Consider the following 26,437-nt stretch of genomic DNA (forward strand, 5'->3'; position numbering starts at 1 on the left):
TTCCACTATGACGGATCACGATAACAACCGGAGTGTACCGAATGCACTGCCGCCTGGATATCGCTTCAACGAGTTCGAAATTAAAGAAGTGATTGGCGGCGGTGGTTTTGGCATCGTCTATCGCGCCTGGGATCATCAGCTTGAACGCACTATCGCGATTAAAGAGTTTATGCCCTCTTCACTGGCTGTACGCAATGACGACATGACGCTGGTACTGCGCAGCGAGCGTTTTAGCAAAGCTTTTACCGCCGGGCTTAACAGTTTTATTCACGAAGCGCGTCTGCTGGCGCGTTTTAACCACCCGAACCTGCTGCACGTGCTGCGGTTTTGGGTGCAGAATGATACCGCTTACATGGGGACAGTGTTCTATAGCGGCACCACGCTTTCCCGCCTGCGCGAGAAAAACCCAACGCTGATTAACGAAGCCTGGATCCGCCGCATGCTGCCGATGCTACTGGGCGCGATCAAAAGCATCCATGATGAAGGGTATCTGCATCGCGATATCTCGCTGGATAACATCCAGATCCAGGATAACGGCTTGCCGGTGCTGCTTGACTTCGGCTCCGCGCGCCGCAGTATCGGTTCTGTCTCGGATGAAACGGAAACCATGCTGCGTCCGGGCTATGCCCCTATCGAACAATACACCGACGACAACGAAAGCGAGCAAGGGCCGTGGACCGATATCTACGCTCTTGGCGCGGTGCTGCATACATTGATTATCGGTTCGCCGCCGCCAGTTAGTGTGGTGCGTAGCATTCAGGACACCTATATGCCGCTGGCGCAGCGCAATCTGCCGGGGTACACCCCTTCGCTGTTGCAGGCGGTGGATCGTGCGTTGGCGTTGAAGATGGAAGATCGTCCGCAGACCGTAGATGAGTTCGCTGCGCTGATCGAGATGCCAGTTGCCGGGCTTGGTGATGTGTTGAGCGTTAAACAGCCCGGCACCATGCTGGTACCGGTCGAAGAGGCAGAAGGAAAACCGGCTGCGCCGGGATGGCAACGCTACAAATTGCCGGGCCTGGTGGCTGCCGGTGTGATTGTCGGCATCATCGCCGGAGCAATGTTATTCGGCGGCAGTTCAGCGCGGGAAGAGGCGGCGCAGACCGCCAGCGTTACGCCTAAAGAACCACCCGCACCGCCGGTACAGCAACCTGTGCGGGAAGCGCCTGCCGCACAGACAGCACCTGCGCAGACCGCTACGCAAAGCACCACGCCGGTGGTCAGCCAGACGCCTGTCGCGCAACTTTTTGTGCGCATGAAAGAGGGTGAAAAACTGAGTCTCAATGGTGAAGCGCAGTCCGTTTCTCCAGTGACGAATGGTTTTGCTTCACTGAAACTGCAACCAGGTCGTTACGACGTGCTCCTGCAGGGGAACGGTCAGAGCCGTAGTCAGACCATTACTATTGCTAAACCGGGCACCTGGTTAATTAATCCTCAACCTTAATCAGCACTATCTCGTCGGGTAATATTGTGCCCGGCAAAATGCGGGGAGAATTACCTCCCCCTCACTTCTCTCGCATTACACATAATGTGATGTCGTCCTGTTTCGATCGGTACGGTTGTATTGCCCGACATATTAAAAAAGACAGAGCCATGAACTTATTAACACACAGCAACAACGGTGACAGTGAATTTACGTTTGTCGTGTCTCGAGCCAGTGTTCAACCCGATGATAAAGTTCATACCGTCGCCGCAAAAAAAATACGTGAGCTGGAAATAACCCTCACAGATTTTCATCTCGAATCCTCAGAAATGCTGGAGGTGGACGGTTATCCCGCTGTCGAACTCTTTTATCAATTCAAAAATGATAACTGCATTATTTATCAACGACAGACACTAATTATACTGGATGATGCAATATCCGGGAAAAAAATGGTCAGCTATGTAGGCACTTTTCCCGGTGAATTCAGTGAAAATCATCAAAGACAATACCAGGAAATAATCCAGAGCATTAAATTTCATCGTGCAAAATAAAACATATCAGTGATGCGCTGGCATTGCTGAGATAAACTTATAGCCTGGCCTATTAGGCTATTTTATTTGCCATTTTGGTCCTGGGCAGTGCTCACACAAAATGTTATGGCATTTTGAACGCCGCTTGCGGCGGCCCTTTAGGGCGAGCGAAGCGAGTCATCCTCACGTACTGCGTGTATGCTCCGGTTGTTGCTCGCTGTCCGTGTCCAAACTGGCTGCAACAATATACGCCTACTGGGCCAGGCTCTTAATTACGGATGCAATGTTATGGTGAACAGAATATCGGTCAGGCTGCCCGTTGAGGGGCTGCTTTTCTGGAAACTCTCCGGGCGTGAGGCGCTGTCGGAGCCGTTTACACTGGCACTGACGGTACTGGGGACGGACGCGCGTATCGACCGCAGCAAACTGCTGGGCCAGCCGGTGACGGTGACCATCCCGACGCAGACGGGCTCGCGTTATTTCAACGGGAAAGTGACCCGTGTGGCGGTGAGCGCGACGGAGTTGTCGGGCACGCGCTATGCGGTGTATCAGTTGACGGCCGAGCCGGATGTGTGGCCGATGAAGCGCGACCGTAACCTGCGCATTTTCCAGGGGCAGACGGTACCGCAGATTGTGAAAACGTTGCTCGGTGAATACCAGGTCAATCTTGAAGACCGGCTGACCGGCAGCTACCGCGTCTGGGATTACTGCGTGCAGTATCAGGAGAGCAGCTTCGACTTTATCAACCGGCTGATGGAGCTTGAAGGGATTGCTTACCACTTCAGGCATGAAGCCGACAGGCACACGCTGGTGCTGACTGACGCTGCGTCCGAATTCAAACCCTTCCCCGGTTACGAAACCATTCCTTATCACCAGACGCCATCCGGCGGCAGCACGGATGAAGAGGGTATCAGCCAGTGGGCACTGGAAGACAGCGTCACGCCCGGCATTTACAGCCTTGACGACTATGATTTCCGCAAGCCGAATGCGTGGCTGTTCCAGGCGCGGCAGAACCCGGCATCGCCGCAGCCGGGCAGCATTGACGTGTATGACTGGCCGGGGCGCTTTGTCGAGCACGGTCACGGCGAATTTTATGCCCGTATCCGCCAGGAGCGCTGGCAGGTGGAGCACCAGCAGATTCAGGCCACGGCCACGGCGGTTGGTGTGGCGCCGGGCAGCCCCTTCACGCTGTATAACGCGCCCTTTTTCAGCGATAACGGCGACTATCTGACCACCGCAGCGACCTATTTTTTTGAAGAGAACCGCTACGCCAGCGGCAGTGACGGGGAAACGGAGCACCGCATCGACTTTACGGTTATTCCGTCGTCGGTGGTGTACCGTCCGGCGGCGGTGACGGCATGGCCGCGCACCTACGGCCCGCAGACGGCGAAAGTGGTTGGCCCGCAGGGGGAGAGCATCTGGACGGACAAATATGGCCGTGTGAAAGTGAAGTTCCACTGGGACCGGCAGGCGAAGGGCGATGACACCAGTTCCTGCTGGGTGCGTGTTTCCAGCGCCTGGGCGGGCCAGGGCTTTGGCGGGGTACAAATTCCGCGTGTCGGCGACGAAGTGGTGATTGACTTTATCAACGGCGACCCGGACAGGCCAATCATCACCGGACGTGTCTACAACGAAGCCAGTATGCCGCCGTGGTCATTGCCGGATGACTCCACCCGCATGGGTTTTATGACCCGCAGTAAAGACGGCAATAAAGATAACGCCAGTTACTTATTCTTTGAAGATCGTCCCGGCAGCGAATCCGTTGAACTCCATTCTGAAAAAGATATGAAAGTGTCAGTCGAGAATGATAAGACGGTGAATGTCGATGGCAACCGCACCACTACGATCCTGAAAGAGCAGAAAGATGATGTCACCGGTGACGGCACGTTTTACTACCGCGCAAAACGGACTACCACGGTAGACGATGCAGAAACCACAACATTCAATAATGGGCAGACAGAAACCATTAAGAATGGCCGCACGCTGGATATCACCAGCGGTGGTGATACCGTAACGATAAAAGGTGGGCGCACGACCAATATTGAAGGGACTGAGTTACACCATGTCACCGACAAGCTAACAGAAAAATATGATAGCGGTCAGGAGACAACCATTGCTGCGGGGGGAAGGAAAGAGACCATTGATGGTGGTGTAACGATTGACGTAAATAGCGGTAACTGGACACAAAATGTGAATGCGGGAACCATTACAATTAGTAGTCCTAACTTAATCAAAATCAGTAGTAAACAACAGATAGTTATGGAAGCCCCTGAGGCTATTTTCAAACCGAAACTCCATAACCTTTCAGTTACGGGATTTAGTGAAAGCTTTGTTGGAACCTCGGTATCAGGTACTATTGCATCACTTGCTGCCGTAGGAGTCACAAATTCTATTAATGGATTGTCAAATTCTTTCAAACTCAAGGAGTTCTCTAAGACTGTATTCAAAAAAGAATCAAATGGTGTTGTAATAAACTTTGAAATAACTAATATAAGCAATAGAACAGTTAATGTTACTAATAATTCATTATTTATAATTACCTGAGATTGAGGTTAGTTAATGGCTCTTGAAGATTATTCGAAATACTTTATGTATGGCGGAATTGTTTTATTAGTCGCTGTAACTGCATTTTTTTATTATCTGGAGAAACAAGACAAAACTGATGTAGCAGGGATTAAAAGCTATTTATCAAAAGATCGTTGGCAAGGCGAGGTAGTGAATTCGGAGATAGAATCCTGGCAACAACTGAATGCCAGATATGGTAATGATTATTTTTATGAAATTACTTTTTATCTACCTGGTGATCCAAACATACATACATCGAAAGCGCTTGTGGCTCCTGGGCAGATGCACCTAATAAAAAAAGGGCTCAACATACAAGTAAAAGTAGGCAAGAAGGGAAAAATGGCAATTATAGGAATAGATTTCAATGCCTAATTTTAAATAAAGAGTGGTTATGCATAAATATCATTCTTAAAATAGATATTATCTCAATATATAACGCAGCTCAATTAAGAGGTAGGTAACACTACGTTCTCCATATACACTGAGGTGTTAATTACTAAAGTCGCGCCTGATATTCCTGCGCAAAACGGCATTATCAATTTCACGAATTTAAAAATGAAGATGGCTAGCTCTGTGCGCGAAAGAAGGCGTGATGGCCGCAAAACCGTATCAGTGACGCAGTACCACACGGGGCAAGGTTTCGGTGATGCATCTGCGTAAAGAAGAGGGAAGATCCTGAAGTGATGTTTATGGCACGCGTTTATCATTCGAAACCTTCGTAACTTACCTGCTGTCTTAACGATTTCTCATATTAATGAGTATGGAAATGAATTCTGTTTTTATTATAGCAATGGTCGTTATTGCACTTGTCTTTGGTGTCTTTCCCATCGCGAGATTTCTTTACACCACGCTTTATCCCTATCTCAAAGACGGCTTTTCGCAGGATGCCGTATTAAAAAATGGGATTGCCGTTAATGCTGATATTATTTATACCGAGCAAACAAGCAGCTGGGATGGTAATAAACCGGTGTATAAATTAACACTCAGATTTAAGACAACAGAACATCAGATAGTTGAAGCGACAACAATGAAGGCCTTGACCTTTAAAGAAATTGAGCAGTTCAAAGAAGGTAATGGTACGACGATAAAATATGATCCGCAGGATCCGAAGAAAATCGCTATTTATGACAAGCCGCTAGTGCGTGGTCAATGAATGAAGATGCCAGTATGAATTGGGAACCGGTTGATAATAGCTCAATTCACTCTGGCATTTTTGCTGTATAGCACCGCCAGCAACGTGCATGAGCCCCGATGGCGCAAATTAAATAGGGACAGGCAACATGGCGGCCCCATTCAGCTCCAATCCTCCAGATGTACTGAAATAAAAACATTTACCGCTCCAACACCATGCTTAATCTTCCAAAGGATGTTTTATGAAGATTATTAAACCGCTGCGACTAAGCGTATTAAATCGCCCATTTCGCTTGCACGGACAAAACCACTTGGGTGTTTCTGTGATGGCACTCACCGATATGAGTGCCTCGCCACAATTGCGGCCTGAAGTTGAATTGTGGCAACTGGCCGCCAGCGAGTTACAAACCAGCGGCGGAGTGCTGGATATGGCCATTCCGAAGGCGCGTGCTGAATTCCTCGCCACGGGCTATGCCTACACACAACATCATCAGGACAAAACGACCTGCGCGGTACGTATCGAGGTCGATAAGATGATTAAAACGCTGGCTGTCACGGGTGATCGCTACTGGGCGGGTTCGCGGCCGACAGCGCCGCAGCCGTTTGAACAGATGCGCCTCGACTGGAGCCGGGCTTTTGGCGGCGCAGGGTATGACGAAAACCCGCACGGCGTCGGGGCTGTGACGGAGACTCACAATGGCACGCAGTATCGCCGGCTACCCAATATTGAAGCGTTGCAACAGCGCATGGTTTCACCCCGTGAAAAGCCTGAACCAGCGAGCTTTGGCCCGCTGGATTTGCTGTGGCCGCGCCGTTTTCGCCGGATGGGTAAAAACTATGATGCTCGCTGGCTGCAACATGATTTCCCCGGATTTGCTCCCGATATCGACTGGCGCGTGTTTAACGCCGCCAGCCCCGATCAGTGGTGGGACGATCGCGATTCGTTACCGCCGCAGGCCAGCTGGCGCATCTGGAATATGCATCCGCAAAAACCTGTACAGGACGGCACATTACCGCCCTGGCTGGCGCGCTGCTTTATCCAGCGTCAGCGGAGTGACGAAATCCTGTTTGAAGAAATTGCCCTGCGCGCTACCACCGTATGGTTTTTCCCGCACCTGGAGCAGATGGTGCTCATCTGGCAAGGCAACCAGCGAATAAACGAAGACGATGCCGCTGACGTGCTGCATCTGATGCCCGCGCTGGAAAAAAACGGCGCAACACGCTCAGTTAACCACTACCGCAAAGTGCTCAATCAGCGCCTCGACAAAGAAAAAGGCGCACTGTTTGCCTTTCGCGAGAAAGATCTGCTGCCAGAAGATGTCATCGGCGCCTGGATCGATAACGAGGTGCAGGAAAACCACAGCCCGATGCGAGAAAACCAGAGCGCCCGAGCACTACAGTTGCGCGAGCAGCACCGTGCGAGGCTGGAAGCGCAGGGCAGTGATGTCAGTGACATCCTGAAAGAGAGTGACGAGCCCGCGCTGCCAACGCTCGATGAACTGCCCGAGTTTATTGAAGAGATGGAGCGGAAGGCTGCCAGCATGCAGCAGCAGGCCGAAGCGCGTAAAGCTGAGATGGAAGCGCGATACGCAGATACGGCAGGCGGCGATAGTGGCGTCCGCGGACCGGAATCAATGCATCGTATGCAGGATCTGCTGGCACGTAACGCCTCACAACTGAGTGAGAAGAAGTTGACGCAAAGTCGGGAAGCACTGCACCAGATGTATTTGATGTCCGCTGCGCAGCAACCGCCAGCTATCAAACTAACGGGCGATATTGCGATGATTATCCGCCAGCGTGCGGAACGTACCATGGCGCAGGGTGGCGATTTTAGCGGTCTCGATCTCACCGGGGCGGATTTTTCCGGCATGGATCTACGCGGCGCAAATTTCCACAAGACGTTACTCGAGTGCGCCAATCTCAGCGGTTGCCAGCTTGATGGCGCGAACCTGACTCAGGCGATGCTGGCGCGTGCTGATTTGCAAAACGCATCCCTGCGTGAATGCCAACTGGGTAATGCCAGTCTCGCGCTGGCGCAGTGCAGAGAGACGAATTTTCACGGGGCGCAATTTACTGAGACGGAAATGACCGGCGCACTGTTCGATGCCTGCGATTTCAGCCATGCCAGCATCAGCAATGTGCTGCTGCGAGAGACGGGATTTAGCCAGTGCCTGTTTCAGCATGCAACGCTGGATAACTGTGTCTTTATGGAACTTGTGCTGCCACAGCCCGATTTCAGCTACGCAACGATGACAAAAACCAGCTTTATCAAGTGCGAACTTCTCAGGTCTACCTTTGCTCATGCGCGGCTTGATAGCTGCTCCTGGGTGGAGAGCCAGCTTGAACACGCTCACTTTGCCCATGCCGTGCTGATTACCTGCGCCGTCGCGTCGGGCGGCACGCTGGCGGGGGCGGATTTCAGCGGTGCGCATCTGAAACAGAGCAACTTCCGCCAGGCATTACTGATGCGGGCTCATTTTCGGCGGGCAACACTGGATAACAGCGATTTCAGCGAAGCACAGTGCGAAAATGCCGATTTCAGCGGTGCGACGCTCACTGGTAGCTTGTTTATGCGCACCGATTTTCGCCAGGCGCACTTTAACGAGGCCAATCTGATGGGGGCCATGTTGCAAAAGAGTCGCCTTGAAGGTGCCGATCTTAGCTTTGCGAATCTGTTTCGTGCTGATTTATCCCAATCCATTACCAGTGAAGCAACACAATTTCACGGCGCTTATACCAAACGGGTAAAAACGCTGCCAAAGCGTGATGGAGAGGTGATATGAGCACGTTAACTGCGGCGCAATTACAGCAGAAAGTGAAGGGCGGCGAGGCCATCATTGAACTTAGCCTCGATGGTATAGACCTGCGAGGATGCGATCTCTCCGGCGGTATTTTTCAGGAGGTTTCGCTACAGGGTGTGAATCTGCAAGGGGCAAACCTGAAGGAGAGCATCTTTACCGAGTGTCTATTTCTCGATGCAAACATTGCCGGGGCGCAACTGGTTGAGACCGTCTTTAACCAGTGCGACATGCCGCGTATTAACGCCAGCGGCACGACCTTAACGCACTGTGTGTTTAATGAGTGCAACCTTGCCAACAGCAATTTTTCACGCTCGACCAGTGACGCCAGCCAATTTATGCGCTGCTCCCTGATAAACAGCCTGTTCACTGGCTCGACGCTGGAACGCTGCACGTTTTATGAAAGCCCGCTTGAAGGTGCAGCACTGGCGAATTGCCACAACCTGATGACGACCTGGTTTTGCATCGATCTCCGCGAGACAGATATGCAGGGGAGCCAGTTTGAGCGGTCGGTTTTTTTTAACTGTGACCAGCGCGGGAAACGCTATGCACAGCAGCAGTTTATCGGTTGTCAGTTTACCGATAATCAACTGGATGGTGTGGATTTTACCGGCGCGCAACTCACGCAATGTAACTTTAAAGGCGCATCGCTAAAACAGGCGCAACTGTGTAATGTCAACGCGACTCAGGCGCTGTTTATGGACGCAGATCTGAGCGGTGCGAACGCCCAAAGCAGCGTGTTTGATCAGGCTATTTTTGTCGGCGCGACACTTAATCAGGCAAGTTTTAAACAGAGCCGCTTTTTCCAGAGCATTCTGCAACAGATTGAAGCACAGCGGACAGAATTTACCTTGTGCGATTTTACCTACGCTGATCTTTCTTCTGCCAATGTGCGTGAAGCTGATTTTCGCGGTGCGGCTTTCTCACGTACGCGCTTCCATCGTGCCCGGCAGGACAATTCACGCTTTGCCGATCGCAAAGGCATCCTCGAATACGACGAAGAGTTACTGGCGGCGGAAGCCTGGAGCGCCGAACGCCACAGCAAAATCTACGGAGACCTCCTATGAACAATATCAACCATCAACTGCTTACGGCGGCGATCCCGACCGGGCAATTTGCGGCGCTTGTGACCCACTGCTTCGATGACGGCAGCCTGATGGTCGAAAGTGAAGGGCGCGGCTGGCACTGCCGTCGGGCAGTAAGCTGTGTCATTGCACCGCAAGCAGGCGATACCGTACTGATTAGCGCGGTCGAAAACCAGATGTGGTTGCTTGCTGTACTGGAGCGGCTCAACCCGAATAGTGCTGAACTCAGCGTGCCGGGTGATTTGCATATCGCAAGCCAGGGCGCGTTAAGCCTGAGCAGCGAAGCATTGAATATCAATGCGGTACAAGGCGATTGCCATATCAGCGAGATGAATTACAGCGGCGAAAAAATCTCGGCATGGGTATCGCTCTCGCGCATTGTGGGTAAACGTGCGGAGTCGGTCTGGCAGACCGTCACACAGCTAAGCCAGCAGTTTTTTCGCCATACGCGTCAGACTGAGCATGTCCGGGCCGGGCAACTTGATATGAAAGCGGAAGATTATCTGCGCCTGCATGCGCAAAATACCGTGATCACCTCGAAAGCGATCACCAAAGTCGATTCTGAACAGATCCATATGGGGTAAGGAGGGAATATGTTTGCAAATTGCCAGTTGATGGGTGTCGATCTTGCGTTCCCGGATGTCTGCCTTACTCCGATGCCTGCGCCGACGCCGATTCCCTATCCGGATATCGCGCTGGGACCGACGGCTATTCCGAATGCTCTTAATATTCTGTTTATGGGGATGCCTGCGCACAATATGGCGACGGTAACGCCGCTGACGAATGGCGATAATCCCGGTGTGGCAACCGGCGTCGCTTCCGGCACGGTAATGGGGCCATCGCGCCATCTTACCGGCGCATTCACCGTGCTGCTCAAAGGCACGCCAGCGACACGCTTAACCAGCGTGAGTCTGCAAAACTCGACCAATGCCATTGGTATGCGAATCGTTCCCAGCCAGTTCAAGGTGCTGATGTTGGCTCCGTAACGCACATTGCACGACACGCCATATTTCCAACTTAAAAAAACGAACGCACAGCAAGTGCGATGTAAGGTATCACCCTTTTTACGGACTCATTGTTTATGGTGAACAGAATATCAGTCAGGCTGCCCGTTGAGGGGCTGCTTTTCTGGAAACTCTCCGGGCGTGAGGCGCTGTCGGAGCCGTTTACACTGGCACTGACGGTACTGGGGACGGACGCGCGTATCGACCGCAGCAAACTGCTGGGCCAGCCGGTGACGGTGACCATCCCGACGCAGACGGGTTCGCGTTATTTCAACGGGAAAGTGACCCGCGTGGCGGTGAGCGCGATGAGCATAGCGGTAGCCCACAGCGAGTTGCTGAAGGTTCTATAAAGGTATACATCAACAACTATCCTGCTGCGCGTCTCGGCGATCGTTTGACCTGTAGTGCGGAGATATTCCAGGGCTCAGTTAACGTTTTTATCGGCGGCGCAAAAGTACAAACGGATGATATCAATCCCGAAATTCCGGCGTGGGTGAACTGGGTGATGTTAGGGGTTGGAGCTGGTGCACTAGCGGTAGTTGCCGGACCGGTAATTGCATTGTTAAGTACCGCAGGGGGAATGGCGGGAGGAACGCTCGGCAACTATATCGGGGGTAAAATCTTTGGCGAGGGCAGTGACGGCCAGAAATGGAGCATGCTATTATCATAGTTACAACGATATTATCTGTTTTTATAAGAGTAAAGTTGGTTTATATTCCGAGTTTTCATGCATGGCTGTAAGTCTGCTTTCGCAGGCGGGCGATACTCACCGATTTTTGATATGAGGAGCTAAGCCTTGGGCCGCGTTCCTAAAATAACACCCGGCGGGTTTCCCCGCCGGGTGTTTTCACATCTTAACGCTGGCTACAGCCTGCGCACTGTTTGTTCTGGATCTGCTGGAAGAAGTCGTTACCTTTGTCATCCACCAGAATAAACGCCGGGAAGTTCTCCACTTCAATCTTCCAGATCGCTTCCATACCCAGTTCCGGGTAAGCCACGCATTCGAGGCTCTTAATGCTCTGCTGCGCCAGCACCGCAGCCGGGCCGCCAATACTTCCCAGATAGAAACCACCGTGTTTGGCACAGGCATCGGTCACTTGCTGGCTGCGGTTGCCTTTCGCCAGCATGATCATGCTCGCGCCGTGAGATTGCAGCAGATCAACGTAGGAATCCATACGCCCTGCGGTAGTTGGGCCGAGTGAACCAGAAGCATAGCCTTCAGGCGTTTTCGCCGGGCCTGCATAATAGATCGGGTGATCTTTCACGTATTGCGGCAGTTCTTTGCCGTTGTCGATCAGCTCTTTCAATTTTGCATGGGCAATATCACGCGCCACGATGATGGTGCCGTTTAGCGACAGACGGGTAGAAACCGGAAACGCGGAAAGCTGCGCCAGAATATCTTTCATCGGCTGGTTCAGATTGATTTTCGCTACATCGCCTTCGCCCTGCTGGCGCAGCGCTTCCGGGATGTACTGCCCCGGATTATGCTCCATTTTCTCAATCCAGATACCTTCGCGGTTGATTTTCGCTTTGATATTACGGTCGGCAGAGCAGGAGACACCCATGCCGATCGGGCATGATGCACCATGACGCGGCAAACGGATCACGCGGATATCGTGGGCAAAGTATTTGCCGCCAAACTGTGCGCCGAGACCAAGGTTCTGCGCTTCCTGCATCAGTTCCTGCTCCAGTTGCACATCGCGGAACGCCTGGCCGTGCTCGTTACCCTCGGTCGGCAGACCATCGTAGTAACGGGTCGATGCCAGCTTCACGGTTTTCAGCGTGGATTCAGCGGAAGTGCCGCCAATAACAAACGCAATATGGTACGGCGGGCAGGCTGCTGTGCCGAGAGAACGCATCTTCTCAACCAGGTAGTTTTTCAGTTTCGCCGGGGTGATCAGCGCCTTAGTTTCCTGGTAGAGATAGGTTTTGTTCGCTGAACCGCCACCTTTGGCGATACACAGGAATTTATACTCGTCGCCATCCACGCTGTAGAGATCGATCTGCGCCGGCAGGTTGGTGCCGGTATTCACTTCTTTGTACATATCCAGCGGAGCGTTCTGTGAATAGCGCAGGTTATCTTCGGTGTAAGTGTTATAGACACCGCGAGCCAGCGCCGCTTCATCGCCGCCACCGGTCCATACGCGCTGGCCTTTTTTACCCATAATGATTGCTGTGCCGGTATCCTGGCAGGTTGGCAGCACGCCTTTGGCAGCGATTTCAGAGTTACGCAGGAACTGCAACGCCACGTATTTATCGTTTTCACTCGCTTCCGGGTCAGTCAGAATGGCAGCAACTTGTTTCTGGTGGGAAGTGCGCAGCAGGAAAGAAGCGTCGTGGAAAGCCTGTTGTGCCAGCAGCGTCAGCGCTTCGGGTTCTACTTTTAATACTTGCTGGCCGTCAAAGTCGGCGACAGAAATGTGTTCACGACTCAGCAGATAATATTCCGTATTGTCTTTCGCCAGCGGGAACGGATCCTGATATACAAAAGGTTTGTTCGACATAGCTCATTACTCCATAAAAATAAACCGCCGGGAAAGCCCGGCGGTTGTGAATCAGAACATCATGGTAATCCACGGATAACCAATCAACAGGAGAGCGGCGAGGAAGATGGCACCGAAGATGGTGCCCAGACGCCAGTAGTCTTTGGTCGGCAGGTAGCCACTACCATAGTAAATCGGGCTCGGGCCAGTACCGTATGGAGTGATGATGCCCATCACACCCAGAGAGGTACACAGAACCAGTACAACCACTTCCATATTGATGCCCGGGATGGTGGCAGCAATGGTCAGCATCGCCGGCAGCAGGGCAGTGGTGTGCGCAGTGGTGCTGGCAAACAGGTAGTGCAGCAGGTAGAACGTCAGCAGCAGGGCGATAGTTGCCATCCCCGGAGAAATGCCATTCATCAGCACGCCGCCTTCTTTACCCAGCCAGGCAATGAAACCGGTGGAGGAGAGGCCATCGGCCAGCGCAACCAGAGTGGCGAACCATACGAAAGTATTCCATGCCGGTTTGTTACTGGTAATGTCGTTCCAGGTCAGTACGCCGGTCCACAGCATCAGTACGACGACCAACAGCGCAGCCAGAGCCGGTTCAATAAAATCAGCGGCGAAGATCCACATCAGCAGGGCGCAGCAGACAAACACCAGCAGCAGGATTTCATTACGGGACATTTTGCCCAATTTTTCCAGCTCGCGGCTCGCCCACAGCGGCACTTCATCATTGATTTTCACTTCCGGTGGATAGAACCAGTAAGCCAGCAGCGGCATGGTCAGAATCAGCAGCACGCCGAGCGGCAGGAAGGCGATAAACCAATTTCCCCAGGAGATGCTGATGCCAACGGTGCTTTTCACCAGCGCCAGCGCCAGCAGGTTCGGCGCCAGAGCGGAGAGGAACATAGAACTGGTGATACACGTGGCGGTAATGGCAACCCACATCAGATAGGAACCAATGCGGCGAGCGCTCGGATCGTTCGGTTTAGAACCGTACAGCGGCGGCAGGTTGGCAATAATCGGGTAGATTGTACCCCCGCTGCGCGCGGTGTTAGACGGTGTGAACGGCGCCAGCAGCAGATCGGCGAAGGTGATAGCGTAACCGAGCGTCAGGCTGCGACGGCCAAGATATTTCACCAGAATCAGCGCCAGTCGGCGACCAAACTGCGTTTTATCGTAACCGGCGGCGAACATAAAGGCGCCGAAGATCAGCCAGACGGTCGAGTTGCCGAAACCGCTCACCGCCCATTTAAAGGACTGGCCTGCGAGCTTGAATTTCGGGTCGGCTAACTGCTCAGGGCTAAACAGCAGCCACTGACTGCACAGCGCGATGACCACCACGCCGGTCAAACCGATAACAGCACCCGGCAGCGGTTCGAAGATCAAACCTACGATCACACCAACAAAGATAGCGAAGTAGTGCCATGCGAATGGCGGTAAGCCTTCTGGCACCGGAACAAACAGCAGGAGCACTGCGACGATAATCGGCAGCGCCATCATAATCAGGCGGTTTTTATTTCCACCATTCGCACTGGCTGCACTGGCAGACGGCGGTATTGTCGTTTTCTCTTTCATAGTGAGCATCTACAAGTAGTTAAAAATTCGGTGTCGGTAGCAGAGTGCAAAGTCACTTTATTTACTTACATAAGTTACTTTGGTTTTCTATTGTGACTTCGCATATTCCGCCGGTTTTTTTTCTAATGCCTCTCTATCTGCATTAAATTAAGAAAATTTCTGTTTTTATATATTGCGCTTCCACTCGGTAATACTCTTGATTGAGATCAAAAAAACGCAAGCGGTGGAGATTTTTTTTATATTTTTTAATACCCATATAGCAGTATGTGGGTATTTTGTGAGAAACATCGCAATTGTTAAAAATTGGTGATGATAATAAATCTCATTCATCTGCTTTTGTTTGTTAAATCATTGATAATATGGTTTTTAGTTGACTTTTTGAAAACCGTTGCTTTACGGGCCAGGTAATCGCAATGTTACCGGTAATTAATATGATGTGAATATATTATTTAAAATTTATAATACGGTAGAGGTAGGGCTGTTATTAAGGTGGTTAAATAGTTTTTTAACTAACGTAATTAATTTTGTAAATAGAATTAGAGGTATATTAAATACACGACAAATGGATTTTCAAACGAAAATAAAAAATAAATCCGTCACCGAATTCAAAGTTTATAAATTTAGATTTGGAGTTAAATATGACCAGCAACGAGCGCATCCTCAGCCCCTTTACATTACCAAATGGCGTAGAACTGAAAAACCGTTTGTTAATGGCGCCGATGACCACCTGCACCGGTTACTTCGATGGTACTGTCACCAGTGAACTGGTTGAATATTATCGTGTACGTGCCGGTAGCATTGGGACAATTATCGTAGAGTGTTGTTTTGTTGACGATCTGGGCCTCGCATTTCCGGGCGCAATTGGTATTGATAACGACGAAAAAATTGTCGGTCTGGCAAAAATCGCCGAAGCCATCAAAGCTGAAGGCTCTAAAGCGATCCTGCAAATTTACCACGGCGGCCGCATGGTTGAGCCGAAACTGATTGGTGGTCGTACGCCGATTGCGCCAAGCGCGATTGCCGCTCCGCGTGACGGTGCAGCCACGCCAGTAGCAATGACCACGGCGGAAGTTGAAGCGATGGTGGTTAAATTTGGTGAAGCAGTACGCCGCGCTATTCAGGCCGGTTTTGACGGCGTGGAAATTCACGGTGCCAACACCTATCTGATCCAGCAATTCTTCTCGCCGAACTCAAACCAGCGTGACGACGAGTGGGGTGGCAGCCGCGATAACCGTGCGAAATTCCCACTGGCGGTGCTGGATATCACCCACAAAATGGCGCGTCAGTATGCGGATGATGCCTTTATTATTGGTTACCGTTTCTCGCCGGAAGAACTGGAAGTCCCCGGAATTCGCTTTGATGACACCATGTATCTGCTGGAAAAACTGGCGGCGCGTGGTGTTGATTACCTGCACTTTTCTGTTGGCGCGGCGCTGCGTCCTTCTATTAATGACACCAGCGATCCGACGCCGTTGATTGATAAATATTGTGCGATGCGCTCTGAGGTACTGGCACAAGTTCCGGTGATGGGTGTGGGCGGCGTGGTTAACGTGGCTGAGGCAGAGCAGGGTCTGGATCACGGTTACGATCTGATCGCCGTGGGGCGTGCCTGCATCGCTTATCCGGACTGGGCCGCACGCATCGCCAATGGTGAAAATCTCGAGTTGTTTATCGACAGTACCCAGCGTGAAGCGCTGAATATTCCGGAACCACTATGGCGATTCTCGCTGGTGGAAGCGATGATTCGCGACATGAGCATGGGCGAAGCGAAATTTAAACCGGGTATGTTCGTTGAAACGGTGCAGGACGACACCAGCGAAATGGTGATTAACGTTAGCCTGGAAACCGACCGTATTGCCGGTATCGAACTGGCCTCTGCGCCACAAAACGTGGAGTTCACCAGCAGTTTTGAAGAAATTCGTGATCGCATTCTGGATGCCAATTCGCCGCATGTTGATGCTATCTCCGGTGCGACCAGCCAGAGCGAAGCAGTGAAAAAAGCGGTGTCGAAAGCGATGCTGAAATCCAGCAAAGCACGCGTGGCCGAAGAGGGTGGCGATGTCCTGTCCGTGAAAAATTACGATGTGGTCGTCGTGGGCAGCGGCGGCGCAGGCCTGGCGGCTGCCATCCAGGCGCACGACGAAGGCGCTAGCGTGCTGATCGTTGAGAAAATGCCGACCATCGGCGGTAACACTATTAAAGCGTCTGCCGGGATGAACGCGGCAGAAACCCGTTTCCAGCGTGTAAAAGGTATTCAGGACAGCAAAGAGCTGTTCTTCGCTGAAACGCTGAAAGGTGGCGGTCACAAAAACAACCCGGAACTGATGAGCCGCTTTGTGGAAAATGCGCCGGAAGCGATCGAATGGTTGGCGCGCCGCGGCATCATGCTGAACGATATCACCACGACGGGCGGGATGAGCATTGACCGTACGCACCGTCCACGTGATGGATCGGCCGTCGGCGGTTATCTGATTAGCGGCCTGGTGCGTAACGTCACTAAACGTGGTATCGATGTGATGCTGGATACTTCCGTCGAAGAGATCCTGTTCACTGAAGGGGAAGTACGCGGTGTGCGTCTGTTGAATGACGAGCAGGAAACCCTGACAGTGCAGGCGAAAAGCGTGATTGTGGCAACCGGCGGTTTCAGCGCCAATAGTGCGATGGTTGTGAAATACCGTCCGGATCTGGAAGGTTTTGTCACCACCAATCATAAAGGCGCAACCGGTGGCGGTATTGCACTGCTGGAACGTCTGGGCGCCGGAACCGTGGATATGGGCGAAATCCAGATCCACCCGACCGTTGAACAGAAAACCTCCTATCTGGTTTCTGAGTCCATTCGCGGCGGTGGTGCGATTCTGGTCAGCCAGCAGGGCAAACGCTTCTACAATGAGATGTCGACCCGCGATAAAGTCTCAGCAGCAATTATCGCGCTGCCGGAACATTACGCTTATATCGTGTTTGATGAGCATGTCAGAGCGAAAAACAAAGCGGCCGACGAGTACATTGCGAAAGGCCTGGTGACCAGCGCCAGCTCTCCACGTCAACTGGCGGACAAACTGGGCATTGATTATCATGCGTTCCTTGCCACGCTTGAACGTTACAATGGCTTTGTGGAAAAACAGCACGATGAAGAGTTCGGTCGTACTACTGCGCTGCGTGCTCCGATTAACGAAGGGCCGTTCCACGCTATTCAGATTGCGCCAGGCGTACACCACACCATGGGTGGTGTGACTATCAACACTGAAACGGAAGTGCTGAATACCGCACATCAGGTTATTCCGGGCGCGTATGCGGCGGGTGAAGTGGTTGGCGGTATCCATGGTACTAACCGTATTGGCGGTAATGCGGTCGCTGATATCATCATCTTCGGTTCACTGGCGGGGCATCAGGCAGCGCTTCGCGCCAAACAGTAACACCTTGTCGGATGGTGTCTGCGTCTTATCCGGTCCGGGTCTCCCTGGCCGGATAAGACGTCCCCGGACAATCAACAGGAGTATGCCATGTCCGAACATTCAGTCTGGAGCTACTCTGCGGTGTTGATGGGTTCGCCCATCTTGTTGAAACTTTTCTCCCACGATGAAGCGCTCGCGTCGCGCGTTTTTTCGCTTATCAAACAGTACGAAGACCTCTTTACCGTTAACCGTGCCAATTCGCAGGTAATGGATATCAACCATGCCGCCGGGCGTCATCCGGTCATTGTCAGCCGCCCGGTGTATGAACTGATCAAATGCGCTAAAGCCGCCAGCCAATTGCCTGGCAGCGCGTTTAATCTGGCGATTGGCCCGTTGGTGAAACTGTGGCGCATCGGTTTTAAGGGCGATTCTGTTCCGGACGCGGATGAGATTGCCGCACGACTGTGCATCACGCGCCCGCAGGATGTTATTCTTGATGATGCTGCCACCAGTGTGTTTCTGGCGCAGCCTGGTATGGAGATCGATCTGGGTGCAATTGCAAAAGGGTTTATCGCTGACCGGGTGCGCGACTACCTGCATCAGCAGGGCATCAGCGACGGCCTGATTAACCTCGGCGGCAACGTACAAACGTTGGGATCGCCGCAGGGCGGCTGGATCATTGGCGTGAAAAAACCCTTCGCTGCTGGCGATGCGCTGGTGGGCTCGATTGAAGTCGTGAACAAATCGGTGGTGACATCCGGTACCTACGAGCGCTATTTCGAGCAGGATGGCAAGCTATGGCATCATATCCTCGATCCGCGCAGCGGCTATCCGTTGAATAACGAACTCGACAGCGTGACCGTAATTTCCACCGACTCTCTCGATGGCGATATCTGGACCACGCTGCTGTTTGGGCTGGGTGTTGAAAAGGGTTGCGCATTGTTGCGCCAGCGGCAGGATATTGAAGCGATTTTTGTCAGCAAAAACCGCGAAATTACTCTCTCATCCCGGCGTCAATTCCATTTCACGCCGCTCGATGCCAGCTACCGGCTTACTGACTGTACTGCTTAAGCAGGCTGTACTGTTCAGCAATCAACTGATAGCGATAGACCGGTCGCCCGGTGGCACCATAATGAATGGTGGTGTAGAGAATATTAATCTGCGCCAGCCAAATCAGATATTTACGGCAGGATACGCGGGAAATATTGACTGCGTTTGCCAGTTCATCGGTTGAAAATTCGATACCTGGATGGGCGTCAATCCACTGACAAATGGTACGCAGAGTTTGTGCAGTCAGCCCTTTTGGCAGACGACGAGTGTCAGCTACTTCCGGTGCGCCGCCGTGCAGCAGGCGATCCACATCCGATTGTTCATAGTAAGGGCGCGCATCCATCAGCTTGCGCTTTTCGCGCCAGGTGGTGAGCGCCTCTTCGAAACGCGGGAACTGGAACGGTTTAATTAAATAATCAACCACACCGTAATGCAGCGAGGTTTGAATGGTGGCGGCATCGGCAGACGAGGTAATCATAATGACGTCGATAGCGCGCCCGCTGGCGCGAATCACCGGCAGCAGATCCAGCCCGCTATCCTGTTGCATATACACGTCCAGCAGCACCAGATCGATATCGCGCAGCGGATCTTTGATCATCTCCTCAGCTTGATGCAGCGACGATGCAGTCCCACAGCACTGAAAGCCGGCAATTTGCGTCACATACATGCGGTTCAGTTCTGCCACCATGGCATCATCGTCAACAATTAATACATTAATCACGCTGCCTTCCTTTCACTATCCCAGGGGAGATGGACAAAAAATTGGGTAAATACGCCGGGCTCGGACTCAACAGTCAGAGTTCCACCCAGTTCGGTAAGTTGCTGGCTGGCAAGAAATAGCCCAACGCCACGTTTATCGCCTTTGGTCGAAAACCCTTTACGGAAAATCGCATCAATGTTGTCTGGCGCAATGCCCGGACCGTCGTCGCTGACCTCGCCGACAAGCCAGCCATCCTGATAATGCAGCAACAGACTGACTTCGCCCTCCGCTTGCTGGCTTAACGCATCGAGCGCGTTTTCAATCAGGTTACCGAGCACCGTTACCAGCACGGTAACTTGTTTTTCGTTCGGATTATCAGGAACCAGGCTTTCATCGGCCAGCCTCAGGGTCACGCCGCGCTCTTTCGCCCGGTTGAGTTTACCTAACAGAAAACCGGCGACCACTGGCGATTTAATTCGATGCTGAATGGAACCAATATCGGTCTGATAATTCTGCGCCGTTTGCAGCACATAATCCTCCAACTTGTCATAACGCTTCATATTCAGCAGGCCGAGGATCACGTGCAATTTGTTCATAAATTCATGGGAGGCGGTGTGCAGGGCGTCAACATAGTTCACCATCCCGTCCAGCCGTTGCAACAATTGGCTGACTTCTGTTTTATCACGGAACGTGCTGATAGCACCGATAATCGTGTTCTGGCTGCGCACTGGCACAGTATTGCACAGCAACAGCAGGCCATTACAGCCCAGTTCACGATCCTGAATCGACACCCCGGTTTTCAATACCTCCAGCAGATCGGCCAGCAGCGGGGCGTGGCCGACAGCGCCATCGGCGGCATTGGTCAGCAGCATCTGTCGCGCGGCGTGATTAAGCAACGTAATGCGACCATCTTCATCCACCGCAATCACCCCTTCTTTAAGCGACTGTAACATCGCCTGGCGTTGCTTAAACTGTGCAGAGATTTCGTACGGTTCCAGCCCGAGCAGAATACGTTTCAGTGCCCGCACCAGTTGCCAGATGCCGAGCGAGACAACCAGCGCGCTGAACAGTAGCATCCACATCACCGCCCAACGGCTGCGGTTTACCTGATCCTGCACTTTACTGAGCGAAATGCCGACCACCACTACGCCAATTTGCTGATAGCGGTTGTCATAAACCGGCGTAAATACGCGCAGCGCCAGTCCCAACGTACCGCGATTCACCGCCACATTCTCTTTGCCACGTAGCGCGGGTTGCAGGTCATCGCCGATAAAAGTCTGCCCGATGATCGCGGCATTCGGATGTGAATAACGAACCCCTTGCATATTGGTGACGATGGCGTAAAGCAGATCATTGCGCGCGGTCACCGCCGAAGCAAGCGGTTGAATCACATTGCTGCCTGGTGGCAACAGCAGACCGCGTTTGATCTCCGGTGCATCAGCCAGCGTGCGTGCTACTGCCAGCGCCGTCTCTTTCACCCCATCGCGCGTGGTGTTGCTGATTTGCCAAAACCACAGGGCAAACGCCAGCAGCAGCACGGATCCCGTGACGCTACATACCATCAATGTCACCGTGGTGCCGAGCTTCATAGGACGTTTGCGCGGTTTTATCGCCGGAGGCGCTAAGTCGTTCATGCCAGACCTGATTCTCTCTAAATAAGAAACGTATTATCACCGATGGCGATGATTTCATAAAGCCGTGTGAAAAAAGGAAAAGTGTCCAATCCGGGGCGGGAAGCGTGACCCCATTCGCAGGTATAACAAATAAATAACCTTATAGTGTGTATGGAGCCATTCAGAAGGAGCAGGGTATGAGCAATAAGCCAAACGGTTCAGTAATGGAACGCCGTCACACAGAGACCGCTGATATCGATCGGCTGGCAACGCAGGATATGCTGGCGCTCATCAACCGCGAAGACCAGGCGGTCGCCAGCGCGACAGGGGCCTGTTTACCGGAGATCGCCCGGCTGGTGGATAACGCCAGCGCCACGTTAAATCGCGGCGGTCGGGTGGTGATTGTGGGAGCGGGGGCATCCGGGCGCGCCGCGCTACAGATGGTTGCGGATTTCGCGCCGGAAGCGCACCCGCAACTCATCGGTCTGATGGCGGGTGGCGCGGGAGCAAAAAGGCAGGATCAGGAAAAAGCGGCGGCGAACTACGCGCTGGGTGTTGCCGATCTCCAGGCGATCCGATTTGGTCATCAGGATATGCTGGTGGCGCTGTCGGTCAGCGGGAAAACACCGTGGATGTGGGGCGCACTGCGCCATGCCTGGTCGGTTGGCGCGTGCATTGCGCTGCTCAGTCACTCCCGGGAGAGTGAGGCCGCACAGATGGCGGATATCGTGATTGCGCCGGAAACGGGCGCTGAGGTGATAGCCGGTTTTAACGAACCGAAAGCGCACCTGGCGCAGCAGCAGATCCTCAATATGCTGGCGAGCGGGCTGGCAATTCGCACCGGGCGAGTCTACAGCAATTTGCGCGTTGACCTTAAGCCCGATAATACGCACTGGATCGAGCGGCAAATCGCGCTGGTGATGGCAGCGACGCAGTGCAACCGCGAGCAGGCGAAAAACGCACTGGCCTCCAGCGATAATGACTGCCGTACGGCGATTCTGATGCAACTGACTGGCCTGAACAACGCGAAGGCGCAGGATTTGCTGGCGGAAAATCACCAGAGCCTGCGTATTGCCCTACAGGAGGCGAAACCGCAACTGGTGGAAGCCTGATATTTCTGCCCGCCAGACGCTGATCTGGCGGGTTTTTCCGCACTCATTTCTCACTATATAATTTATTATCTGGCGAAAATCGGCTTGATATTTCTCTGCTTTAAAATAAATCTTTGTGATATTAATTCCACACACTTTACGTCATTGCTTTTTTTAATTTAAAAAAGTAGTTAGCTATTGGTGCGGGTATTTAACAAGGTTGTGAATGATATTTTAAAATAACGTAAAGATGCGTTAATATCAGTTTTCACAAATCACACTTGCTATGTAACCTAATCAATATGCCTGCAATTAAAAAGACAATTATATCGCTGAGCGCCGTTGCGCTGCTCGTCAGTTCCGTGACCAGTGCCTGGGCGGAAGAAAATCAGAAAACTGACTTCCTGCTGATTGGCGGCGGCATCATGAGTGCTTCTCTGGGAACCTGGCTGCAGGAATTACAGCCGGAGTGGAAACAGGTGATGGTCGAGAAACTCGACGCTGTTGCACTGGAGTCCTCGAACGGCTGGAATAATGCCGGTACCGGGCATTCTGCCAATATGGAACTGAACTATACGCCGCAGCGTGCGGACGGTTCTATTGATGTCAGCAAAGCGCTGGAAATTAACGAGCAGTTTATGATTTCCCGCCAGTTCTGGTCATCGCAGGTTAAACGCGGCGTATTAAATAACCCGCACAACTTTATTAATTCCACCCCGCACATGAGTTTTGTCTGGGGCGATAATGTTGATTATCTGGCAAAACGTTATGCGGCTTTGCAACAAACCACGTTATTCCAGGGAATGAAATTCTCCACTGACCATCAGCAAATTAAACAGTGGGCGCCGCTGGTGATGGAAGGGCGCGATCCGAATCAGAAAGTGGCCGCCACCTGGACGCCAGTGGGTACGGATGTGAACTACGGTGAAATTACCCGCCAGTTGGTAGGCAGCCTGAAAAAGAGCAGCAATTTCTCCCTGCAAACCTCCTCTGAGGTTACCGATTTTAAACGTAATGCCGACAACTCCTGGCATGTCACCATCAAAGATGTGAACAGCGGCAACGAGCACACCATCGATGCGAAATATGTCTTTATTGGTGCTGGTGGCGGTGCGCTAAAACTGTTGCAAAAAACCGGTATTCCGGAAGCGGATAACTATGCGGGCTTCCCGGTTGGTGGTTCCTTCCTGATGACCGAAAACCCGGCGATTACCAGCCAGCATTTGCAAAAAGTGTACGGCCAGGCTTCTGTGGGTGCGCCGCCGATGTCGGTACCGCATATTGATGCCCGCTTTATCGATGGCAAACGTGTGGTACTGTTCGGGCCATTCGCAACTTTCTCCACCAAATTCCTGAAAAATGGTTCGTTCTTCGACCTGCTGAGCACCACCACCACCAGCAATTTTATGCCGATGACCCACGTAGGCCTCGACAATTTTGACCTGGTGAAGTATCTGGTCGGTCAGGTAATGCTGAGCGATGACGATCGTTTTGCGGCGCTGAAAGAGTACTATCCACAGGCGCGTAAAGAGGACTGGAAACTGATTCAGGCCGGTCAGCGTGTACAGATCATCAAGAAAGATGAAGAGAAAGGCGGCGTGCTGAAGCTGGGCACCGAAGTGGTGGTCGATCAGCAAAAAACCATTTCTGCGCTACTGGGTGCGTCACCGGGCGCTTCTACCGCTGCGCCGATTACGCTGAACGTTATCAAGAAAATGTTCCCGCAGCAGTTCAGCTCAGCGGAATGGCAGAGCAAAATCCGTGAAATCGTTCCGAGCTACGGCCAGCAGATGAATGGCAACGTGGCGCTGACACAGAAAGTATGGGATGACACCGCCGCAACGCTGCAACTGGCGAAACCTCCGGTGATTCAGATGCAAGAGAGTGCAACGCCGGAAGCTAAACCGGTAGCGCCAAACATGGAAAATACGCCGCAACACGACATGGCGCTGTGATTAATCTTTATATAGATTGACATTTTTCTGCCGGTCAAACGCCTGATGTATATCATCAGGCGTTTTGTATTTCAGGGGCTAATGGGGCCGCACGTGGTGATCAATTGCATGGGGCCTTTTACCATTTTCCGGGCTTGTGCCAGATCGGCCGGGCGTGACAGTGAAAACGCATTCGGCCGGTCATTCTATTTTGCCAGCCGTCGATACAACGTGCTGCGCGCAATGCCGAGTTTTTTCGCCGCAAGACTCATATTCCCTTGTGCTTGTGCAATGGCGCTCTGTTCGTCGCTGGACCCTTGCGGCGCTGGCGCAACGCGGATTTCGCCGGGCAGGTCGGCGAGCTTGATCTGATCGCCATCTTCTGCCAGCGCCATTAATACCCGTAGCTGGCTTAACAACTGACGCACATTGCCTGGCCATGGCCGATGCGCTAGCGTGCTCACTACCTCATTGCTTAACGTTAAACCACGGCTGGCAGCGCCCAGTTCGTGCCATAATTTCTGGATAAACCCCTCTTTATGCTGCCATTCACGCAGGGGCGGAATGCGCAGGTGAAACTCCTGAATGCGGTACAGCAGATCCTCGCGGAACGTGCCAGCCTGCACCCGTGCGGCCAGATCCTGATGCGTTGCACAGATCAAAGCAAAATGTACATCCCAACTGGTATTGGCACCCAGAGGCGTCACTTTTTTCTCCTGCAACACGCGCAACAGGCGGGTTTGCAGCGCCAGCGGCATATCACCGATTTCATCAAGAAACAGCACACCGCCATCCGCTTCGCGGCATTTGCCGATATACCCTTTCGGGCTGGCGCCGGTAAAGGCGCCGGGAACATAGCCGAACAGCTCTGATTCAATCAGATGTTCGGGTAACGCGGCACAGTTGATGGCGACGAAATTTCCCGTATGCCACTGGCTGCGGCTGTACAGTTCGCGCGCCAGATACTCTTTGCCACAGCCGGTTTCACCGGTAATACATAACGCAATCCCGGCATTCACAATGCGCAGCGCTTTCTCTTTTTCGATACCGTGATGATCTGTCTGCTGCACATTGGAGCGTCCGCTAAAACGGCGGGCTGGCAGCGTCTGGCGAGCATAGAAACGCTGATGATTACCGGTTTCCAGCACCGTTTCACCGGCGCGCAGCTCAAGGCCGGGAAACAACGCATCCAGCTCAAGTGCGCCAAAATGACCGCTGGTCAGAGCGAAAGCATCCATCGCCAGCTTATTGGCGCCGAGCAGTGTGCGATCGTCAAAAATCAGCAGCAATTCCTGCGCGGTGCCGAGGATTTTTTCATCATGGTGCAGGCTTAATAGCCAGCGATTAGCGCCCAGAGCGCTGGTGGCCCAGGCGTGCTCTATCTGGCATATCGTGCGGCGGATCAATGTGGCTGCATCGTGGCGCGGCGCCAGGGCCGGGGTGGAAAGATCAAGCACCCCGGCAACCTGGCCGTCAGGACGAAATACCGGCGCGGCTGAGCAGAACAACCCGGCGTTACGGCTCAGATAGTGTTCGCCGCCTGCCACTTCACAATGCTGCTGGAGCGCCAGCGCGGTACCGATAGCATTAGTGCCGCGCGCATGTTCGCCCCACAGATTGCCGGGCGAAAGCGCATAACGCTGCGCTTTATGCAGAAAATCGCTGTTGCCATGCGTCTCCAGCACCAGGCCGCTCGCGTCTGACATCACCATAATCGACGGGTGTTTGTTCAGTTCAGGTCGCAGCCGCGTCAGCAGAGGTGCCACCAGGTGTTTCACCCAGCCATTTTCCGCACGCGCATCTTTCAGCATCGCGTTAGCCACCCACGGCTGGGCGTCATCATCCCGTGTCAACCCATAGTTGAGGCTACGTTGCCACGAATCCTGCAACTGGCAAGGCAGACCGGAACGGGTTGTTGGCAAAGCGTCTACGCGCGTTGGCATGTTACTCTCCGGCAATTGCAATGTTACATTTATGTAGCATAAGAGTGTCTCGTGTGTAGCGATGTGCGACACAATTCCTGCATTCGCTGCACCTCATTTTTTGCCGTTTTG

At 52.7% G+C, this 26,437-nt stretch carries 18 protein-coding genes and 3 pseudogenes; 15 read left to right on the forward strand and 6 right to left on the reverse strand.

The genetic code is table 11. From position 1 onward, the window contains the following. The first annotated feature begins 7 nt into the window (after nucleotides 1-7). From GA0061070_RS04310 to GA0061070_RS04360, 11 genes and pseudogenes are all read left to right on the forward strand, one after another. A complete protein-coding gene (locus GA0061070_RS04310; RefSeq protein ID WP_090133970.1) occupies nucleotides 8-1,444 on the forward strand; it encodes a serine/threonine protein kinase in 1,437 nt (478 codons plus the stop codon). A 149-nt stretch (nucleotides 1,445-1,593) separates the two neighbouring features. Further along, nucleotides 1,594-1,974 (forward strand): DcrB-related protein, encoded by a 381-nt coding sequence (locus GA0061070_RS04315; protein WP_090133972.1) that lies wholly within the window; start codon nucleotides 1,594-1,596, stop codon nucleotides 1,972-1,974. A 267-nt stretch (nucleotides 1,975-2,241) separates the two neighbouring features. Further along, nucleotides 2,242-4,497, forward strand: a complete 2,256-nt coding sequence (locus GA0061070_RS04320; RefSeq protein ID WP_090133974.1) for a type VI secretion system Vgr family protein — start codon at nucleotides 2,242-2,244, stop codon at nucleotides 4,495-4,497. Nucleotides 4,498-4,512: 15 nt separating this feature from the next. Next, nucleotides 4,513-4,890 carry a hypothetical protein gene (locus GA0061070_RS04325; protein ID WP_090133976.1) on the forward strand — a complete coding sequence of 126 codons (378 nt, stop codon included), beginning with the start codon at nucleotides 4,513-4,515 and terminating at the stop codon, nucleotides 4,888-4,890. Between the two features lie 394 nt (nucleotides 4,891-5,284). Next, nucleotides 5,285-5,671: a DUF3592 domain-containing protein gene (locus GA0061070_RS04330; protein WP_090133986.1), complete on the forward strand. Its 387-nt coding sequence runs from the start codon at nucleotides 5,285-5,287 to the stop codon at nucleotides 5,669-5,671. A gap of 220 nt (nucleotides 5,672-5,891) precedes the next feature. Continuing rightward, nucleotides 5,892-8,432 (forward strand): DUF2169 family type VI secretion system accessory protein, encoded by a 2,541-nt coding sequence (locus GA0061070_RS04335; protein WP_090133987.1) that lies wholly within the window; start codon nucleotides 5,892-5,894, stop codon nucleotides 8,430-8,432. Next, nucleotides 8,429-9,514 (forward strand): pentapeptide repeat-containing protein, encoded by a 1,086-nt coding sequence (locus GA0061070_RS04340; protein ID WP_090133989.1) that lies wholly within the window; start codon nucleotides 8,429-8,431, stop codon nucleotides 9,512-9,514. The genes GA0061070_RS04335 and GA0061070_RS04340 overlap by 4 nt, the downstream gene beginning before the upstream one ends. Next, nucleotides 9,511-10,116 carry a DUF3540 domain-containing protein gene (locus tag GA0061070_RS04345; protein ID WP_090133992.1) on the forward strand — a complete coding sequence of 202 codons (606 nt, stop codon included), beginning with the start codon at nucleotides 9,511-9,513 and terminating at the stop codon, nucleotides 10,114-10,116. Before GA0061070_RS04340 ends, GA0061070_RS04345 begins: the two co-directional genes overlap by 4 nt. A 9-nt stretch (nucleotides 10,117-10,125) precedes the next feature. After that, the gene (locus GA0061070_RS04350; protein WP_007371701.1) at nucleotides 10,126-10,518 is read left to right on the forward strand and encodes a DUF4150 domain-containing protein; all 393 of its coding nucleotides are present in this window, start codon (nucleotides 10,126-10,128) and stop codon (nucleotides 10,516-10,518) included. A 95-nt stretch (nucleotides 10,519-10,613) separates the two neighbouring features. After that, nucleotides 10,614-10,850 (forward strand): annotated as a pseudogene (locus tag GA0061070_RS04355) (contractile injection system protein, VgrG/Pvc8 family); the annotation flags it as partial. 32 nt (nucleotides 10,851-10,882) lie between these two features. Further along, nucleotides 10,883-11,197: pseudogene (locus GA0061070_RS04360) on the forward strand (PAAR domain-containing protein); the annotation flags it as partial. 193 nt (nucleotides 11,198-11,390) lie between these two features. Here the strand turns inward: GA0061070_RS04360 and fumA are convergent. Together fumA and GA0061070_RS04370 are read right to left on the reverse strand one after the other, a co-directional pair. Further along, a complete protein-coding gene (gene fumA / locus GA0061070_RS04365) occupies nucleotides 11,391-13,040 on the reverse strand; it encodes a class I fumarate hydratase FumA (RefSeq protein ID WP_090133995.1) in 1,650 nt (549 codons plus the stop codon). A gap of 51 nt (nucleotides 13,041-13,091) precedes the next feature. Further along, nucleotides 13,092-14,603, reverse strand: coding sequence for an anion permease (locus GA0061070_RS04370; RefSeq protein WP_090133997.1), 1,512 nt, complete (start codon nucleotides 14,601-14,603; stop codon nucleotides 13,092-13,094). 638 nt (nucleotides 14,604-15,241) lie between these two features. Here GA0061070_RS04370 and GA0061070_RS04375 point away from each other — a divergent pair. Then, complete coding sequence (locus GA0061070_RS04375; RefSeq protein ID WP_090133999.1) at nucleotides 15,242-18,016, forward strand: flavocytochrome c; 2,775 nt, start codon at nucleotides 15,242-15,244, stop codon at nucleotides 18,014-18,016. 87 nt (nucleotides 18,017-18,103) lie between these two features. Then, nucleotides 18,104-19,066, forward strand: a complete 963-nt coding sequence (locus GA0061070_RS04380; protein ID WP_090134000.1) for an FAD:protein FMN transferase — start codon at nucleotides 18,104-18,106, stop codon at nucleotides 19,064-19,066. Here the strand turns inward: GA0061070_RS04380 and dcuR are convergent. Next, complete coding sequence (gene dcuR / locus GA0061070_RS04385; protein WP_090134002.1) at nucleotides 19,047-19,766, reverse strand: two-component system response regulator DcuR; 720 nt, start codon at nucleotides 19,764-19,766, stop codon at nucleotides 19,047-19,049. The genes GA0061070_RS04380 and dcuR overlap by 20 nt on opposite strands. Continuing rightward, the gene (locus GA0061070_RS04390) at nucleotides 19,763-21,379 is read right to left on the reverse strand and encodes a sensor histidine kinase (protein ID WP_090134003.1); all 1,617 of its coding nucleotides are present in this window, start codon (nucleotides 21,377-21,379) and stop codon (nucleotides 19,763-19,765) included. Before GA0061070_RS04390 ends, dcuR begins: the two co-directional genes overlap by 4 nt. A gap of 176 nt (nucleotides 21,380-21,555) precedes the next feature. On the opposite strand from GA0061070_RS04390, the gene GA0061070_RS04395 reads away from it, so the two are divergent. Together GA0061070_RS04395 and mqo are read left to right on the forward strand one after the other, a co-directional pair. Continuing rightward, nucleotides 21,556-22,470 carry an N-acetylmuramic acid 6-phosphate etherase gene (locus GA0061070_RS04395; RefSeq protein ID WP_090134005.1) on the forward strand — a complete coding sequence of 305 codons (915 nt, stop codon included), beginning with the start codon at nucleotides 21,556-21,558 and terminating at the stop codon, nucleotides 22,468-22,470. Between the two features lie 281 nt (nucleotides 22,471-22,751). Then, nucleotides 22,752-24,404: a malate dehydrogenase (quinone) gene (gene mqo / locus GA0061070_RS04400; RefSeq protein WP_090134007.1), complete on the forward strand. Its 1,653-nt coding sequence runs from the start codon at nucleotides 22,752-22,754 to the stop codon at nucleotides 24,402-24,404. Here mqo and GA0061070_RS24625 read toward each other — a convergent pair. Together GA0061070_RS24625 and GA0061070_RS04405 are read right to left on the reverse strand one after the other, a co-directional pair. Further along, nucleotides 24,405-24,577, reverse strand: a pseudogene (locus GA0061070_RS24625) (IS3 family transposase); the annotation flags it as partial. A gap of 12 nt (nucleotides 24,578-24,589) precedes the next feature. Beyond that, nucleotides 24,590-26,326, reverse strand: a complete 1,737-nt coding sequence (locus GA0061070_RS04405) for a sigma-54-dependent Fis family transcriptional regulator (protein ID WP_090134009.1) — start codon at nucleotides 26,324-26,326, stop codon at nucleotides 24,590-24,592. Nucleotides 26,327-26,437: the final 111 nt, after the last annotated feature.

The organism is Kosakonia oryziphila, assembly GCF_900094795.1.
GTDB classification, from domain to species: Bacteria; Pseudomonadota; Gammaproteobacteria; order Enterobacterales; family Enterobacteriaceae; genus Kosakonia; species Kosakonia oryziphila.

Excerpts from the sequence above, each read along its gene's own strand:
- GA0061070_RS04310 (WP_090133970.1), top strand. The coding sequence starts at position 8 with ATGACGGATCACGATAACAACCGGAGTGTACCGAATGCACTGCCGCCT.
- GA0061070_RS04315 (WP_090133972.1), top strand. The coding sequence starts at position 1,594 with ATGAACTTATTAACACACAGCAACAACGGTGACAGTGAATTTACGTTT.
- GA0061070_RS04320 (WP_090133974.1), top strand. The coding sequence starts at position 2,242 with ATGGTGAACAGAATATCGGTCAGGCTGCCCGTTGAGGGGCTGCTTTTC.
- GA0061070_RS04325 (WP_090133976.1), top strand. The coding sequence starts at position 4,513 with ATGGCTCTTGAAGATTATTCGAAATACTTTATGTATGGCGGAATTGTT.
- GA0061070_RS04330 (WP_090133986.1), top strand. The coding sequence starts at position 5,285 with ATGAATTCTGTTTTTATTATAGCAATGGTCGTTATTGCACTTGTCTTT.
- GA0061070_RS04335 (WP_090133987.1), top strand. The coding sequence starts at position 5,892 with ATGAAGATTATTAAACCGCTGCGACTAAGCGTATTAAATCGCCCATTT.
- GA0061070_RS04340 (WP_090133989.1), top strand. The coding sequence starts at position 8,429 with ATGAGCACGTTAACTGCGGCGCAATTACAGCAGAAAGTGAAGGGCGGC.
- GA0061070_RS04345 (WP_090133992.1), top strand. The coding sequence starts at position 9,511 with ATGAACAATATCAACCATCAACTGCTTACGGCGGCGATCCCGACCGGG.
- GA0061070_RS04350 (WP_007371701.1), top strand. The coding sequence starts at position 10,126 with ATGTTTGCAAATTGCCAGTTGATGGGTGTCGATCTTGCGTTCCCGGAT.
- fumA (WP_090133995.1), bottom strand. The coding sequence starts at position 13,040 with ATGTCGAACAAACCTTTTGTATATCAGGATCCGTTCCCGCTGGCGAAA.
- GA0061070_RS04370 (WP_090133997.1), bottom strand. The coding sequence starts at position 14,603 with ATGAAAGAGAAAACGACAATACCGCCGTCTGCCAGTGCAGCCAGTGCG.
- GA0061070_RS04375 (WP_090133999.1), top strand. The coding sequence starts at position 15,242 with ATGACCAGCAACGAGCGCATCCTCAGCCCCTTTACATTACCAAATGGC.
- GA0061070_RS04380 (WP_090134000.1), top strand. The coding sequence starts at position 18,104 with ATGTCCGAACATTCAGTCTGGAGCTACTCTGCGGTGTTGATGGGTTCG.
- GA0061070_RS04390 (WP_090134003.1), bottom strand. The coding sequence starts at position 21,379 with ATGAACGACTTAGCGCCTCCGGCGATAAAACCGCGCAAACGTCCTATG.
- GA0061070_RS04395 (WP_090134005.1), top strand. The coding sequence starts at position 21,556 with ATGAGCAATAAGCCAAACGGTTCAGTAATGGAACGCCGTCACACAGAG.
- mqo (WP_090134007.1), top strand. The coding sequence starts at position 22,752 with ATGCCTGCAATTAAAAAGACAATTATATCGCTGAGCGCCGTTGCGCTG.
- GA0061070_RS04405 (WP_090134009.1), bottom strand. The coding sequence starts at position 26,326 with ATGCCAACGCGCGTAGACGCTTTGCCAACAACCCGTTCCGGTCTGCCT.